The following is a 3,511-nucleotide window of genomic DNA, read 5'->3' on the forward strand; positions in this document are numbered from 1 at the left end:
AAGTTGTTGCTGGCCAAAAAACTTCAAAACAAACTCGACAATCCCGAACTTTTGAACCTCGCAATCTTGAAAAGACAGGCGCAACGGCTCGCGGACAAAATTAGGTATTACATCAAAATTTAATCTGACAAAGTAGAATTAAAAAGTTATTAGATCTTGAATTTAGCTCTATAGATGGTACAATTATTTGTGTTCCAAGCTACTCGTCCGAGATAGAACCAGAATGCGTTTCTGAAACCAATAGAAGCAAACCTGAAACCGAAATGCTTTGTATGTCGATCGCTGAAGAGTTGGTTCAATTCTCTAAAAGCAGAAAGTAATTTAATAATATACCGGTTAATCACTTCTAGTTGGAGATTGGACAAGGTGGAGATGGCAAATTTTTCATACCCATATTACGCAAGACGCTGACGCGCCCGAGCTTTAGCCATCCGCATCAGGTGCTCAATGACCATGAAATAATCCAGTTCACGCACTTCGTCAGGAGTCAAAGCCCCTTCTCGTTTTTTGTCCAATAAATCTTCTGCCCGTGACTGTAATGCAACGGAAGGTTTGAAGGCCACAATATCTTCCGGGCGAGGAAAAGAAGTCAAAAAATCGATCACTTCATCAAAAAAACGAGTAATCACCATAAACGACTATTTTTCTACAAAATAAAAGAATTAAAGGAAAGATGCAAGAATAGCAAAAAATCAATGGCTACCCTCTTACAATTCTTCTCAATCACATCCAGTATTACCCAACCACTACCTCACCACCCTCCCCTTCCATTCATACCCCTTCCTCACATTAGCCCAAAGCCCAACAACTGCGATGTACAAAATATGCAAAACCTGCGCCGGCCAAAACACCCTCAACAAATCCTTCCTCTGAAAAAAAGTACTCGCTGTACTCAGCAGCAAATAATCCGCGCCAATTTTTGCAGCCAATAAAATCAATAAGCAGTAGCCCAATCCAGGCACAAACGGCGACAACAAGGCCGCCCCAATAATGGCCCAGCACAAGCCAAAAACCAGGCCCAATACCGCCGTAATCTGCCATTCCTGGTACGCCGCATTTTTGGTGCCCCAACGCACTCGTTGCTGAAAAAAAGACCGCCAATCCGGCATCGCGGTGGTGTACACCGTAGCCTCCAGGGATTTTAAAAATCGGACTTGCCCCGGGTATTGTTGTTCAATTTTATGCATCAAAAACAGGTCGTCGCCCGAAGCCAGTTGGTCCACCCCGTTAAAACCACCTACTGCTTCAAAGGCCGCGCGGGTGTAAGCCAGATTGGCCCCGTTGCCCATGCGCATTAAACCCGATTGTAAGCCTGCCCCGGTGAGCAGCATCATTCCCAGGAAGTCGAGTGATTGAAAACGTTCGAGGAGGTTTTTTTCCTGGTGGAAATTAACTGGCCCAGCAATCATTTGTACCTTTTCCTGCTCAAAAAAAGCCACCATCCGGCCCAGCCACTCCGGCCCCATCTGGCAGTCAGCGTCGGTGCACAGGATCAACTTACCCTGGCTTTGCCGAATGCCGGTTTGAATGCCGTGTTTTTTAAATGCATGCCCCTGGATAGGGTGATCAGCCAGGTTAATCAAGTGGATGCGGGGATCGGGTATGGATTGAACGATGGAGGCCGTATCATCTTCGGAGTGATCGTTTACAACTACAATTTCCATGAGTTGGGCAGGGTAATTTTGGCTCAAAATAGCTTGTAAACAAACGCCAATATTGGCGGCTTCGTTGCGTGCAGGTATGATGATGGAAACGGGAGTTGAAGGCAGAACTTGAGGAGTGAAACCCGTCTGAGGAATTTTTGTCCAGTGGTACAAAAAATACAAAATCAGGAGAATATAGGCCGTACCTAATACAAGTGTGCTGATCAATAGGTAAAACATCGGCCTATTTCCTCCCTAGTTTATGGGGCACTAACGCACCAAATCGTCGTCATTAATGGGTCGTTCTTCTTTGCGGAAGCGTGGAGGAAAATCTGTTTCCAGTTCTTCATACTCCACCAGGTCACCGTCGCGACGGCGTTCGTATTCTGCTTTGGCTTTTTTCACCTGTTTTTTCAGTAAGGCTCGGGCCAAAAAGTAACCACTCAAAACGGGGAATCCAATCACTGAAAGTATCCCGATGATCACCCCGGCGATGGCATCGCGCTGGAACGTTTTGCGAACCCACTTCAAATAATCAGTCACAACGGTATAGTCGATGACCAAGGCTGCAATCAACATGATCGGCGACAAAAAGGCCAAGATGCGGAAAACAAAGCGGGCCAACATAAATAGCCCCACCATAAAAATAACGATAACTGCGACACCAATGATGGCATTCCATGGGTTGTCGCTTTTGTTGCTTTGGCTCATGGTTTAAAATTTTCAAGCAATTTACAACAAATAGGTATGCATTGCCGCTTTTTTGGACAATCCAAGAAAGAAGCTCTACCAATGCTTGAATAATTTCTCTAGATCACTAAAACAGGCTCATCTGTTCCGGTAACAAGCGAAAGGAGCGCCTGTGATGGGGGCTGGGCCCATGGTGCCGCAGCGCCTCACGATGTGCTTTGGTGGGATAACCCTTGTTGGCGGTCCAGCCGTATTGCGGGTGGTCATCGGCAAGGTTGGCCATGTAATCGTCGCGATAAGTTTTGGCGAGAACGGATGCCGCCGCAATCGACATGTAAATGCCGTCCCCTTTGATGACACACTGGTGTTTGATGCTTTTATATGGATTAAAACGATTGCCATCCACCAAAATGAGATCGGGCTGCAGGTCCAGTTTATCCAATGCCCGATGCATGGCCAAAAAGGAAGCATTAAGAATGTTGACTTCGTCGATTTCGACAGGATCTACTTGTGCCACCGCCCAACTGATGGCAGCGGCCTTGATGATGCAACGCAATTCCGTACGCTGCTGCTCCGAAAGCTGTTTGGAGTCGTTCAAAAGGGGGTGCCGGAATGATTTGGGCAAAACAACGGCTGCAGCAAAAACTGGCCCCGCCAAACAGCCGCGGCCGGCTTCATCGCAACCAGCTTCACACAAATCCGGGTCGTAGTAGGGCTCAAGCATTATTGATCATTTTGGTTGGTTGTAGGAAAAGGAACTCAAACTTCAAAGCTACGAAACTATATAACCATAAAAATAAGATAAAATTTTCAATGCAATGTAAAATCCTGGTCATGCACAATCCCAATTGTACAAAATTCGATCAAAACGCAGGGCTTTTAAATCTTCAGGATAGATGAAAAAATTGGCGATACCCATATCCCCCCACATGGTATCGATATCGCTGTCCGAATCCATTTGAAACAACAACTGCATCGGAACAGCGGGGTCGCGGGGATCGTATTGGGTGAAAAAGGCGTACCCGCCCAGCTTATGCCCACTGGATTTGGAACCCAATTCGTAAAAAAAGTCCATAACTTCCTCCTGTTCCTCGCCAAAACTGGCTAAAAACGTTTCTGTATACACCTGATCAAATTGGTAATCGGGCGGCCCCAACCATTCTTCCTCCATACTGAAA

Annotated in this window: 5 protein-coding genes; all 5 read right to left on the reverse strand. The window is 46.2% G+C overall.

The genetic code is table 11. From position 1 onward, the window contains the following. Window positions 1-395: 395 nt before the first annotated feature. Complete coding sequence (locus SFV55_RS08600; protein ID WP_320029080.1) at window positions 396-632, reverse strand: hypothetical protein; 237 nt, start codon at window positions 630-632, stop codon at window positions 396-398. Between the two features lie 114 nt (window positions 633-746). Continuing rightward, entirely contained in the window at window positions 747-1,883 is a 1,137-nt protein-coding gene (locus SFV55_RS08605; RefSeq protein ID WP_320029081.1) for a glycosyltransferase, read from the reverse strand. A 30-nt stretch (window positions 1,884-1,913) separates the two neighbouring features. Then, on the reverse strand, window positions 1,914-2,354 hold the full coding sequence (locus SFV55_RS08610) for a hypothetical protein (protein ID WP_320029082.1): 441 nt from the start codon (window positions 2,352-2,354) through the stop codon (window positions 1,914-1,916). Between the two features lie 106 nt (window positions 2,355-2,460). Next, the gene (locus SFV55_RS08615; RefSeq protein ID WP_320029083.1) at window positions 2,461-3,057 is read right to left on the reverse strand and encodes a ribonuclease HII; all 597 of its coding nucleotides are present in this window, start codon (window positions 3,055-3,057) and stop codon (window positions 2,461-2,463) included. A gap of 108 nt (window positions 3,058-3,165) precedes the next feature. After that, window positions 3,166-3,511: DUF1963 domain-containing protein (locus tag SFV55_RS08620; RefSeq protein ID WP_320029084.1), on the reverse strand; the 346-nt coding region annotated here is incomplete at its 5' end.

Source organism: Haliscomenobacter sp., assembly GCF_033763495.1.
In the GTDB taxonomy this organism is placed as follows: Bacteria; Bacteroidota; Bacteroidia; order Chitinophagales; family Saprospiraceae; genus Haliscomenobacter.

Coding starts and splice junctions, on each gene's coding strand:
- SFV55_RS08605 (WP_320029081.1), bottom strand. CDS start 1,883: ATGTTTTACCTATTGATCAGCACACTTGTATTAGGTACGGCCTATATT.
- SFV55_RS08600 (WP_320029080.1), bottom strand. CDS start 632: ATGGTGATTACTCGTTTTTTTGATGAAGTGATCGATTTTTTGACTTCT.
- SFV55_RS08610 (WP_320029082.1), bottom strand. CDS start 2,354: ATGAGCCAAAGCAACAAAAGCGACAACCCATGGAATGCCATCATTGGT.
- SFV55_RS08615 (WP_320029083.1), bottom strand. CDS start 3,057: ATGCTTGAGCCCTACTACGACCCGGATTTGTGTGAAGCTGGTTGCGAT.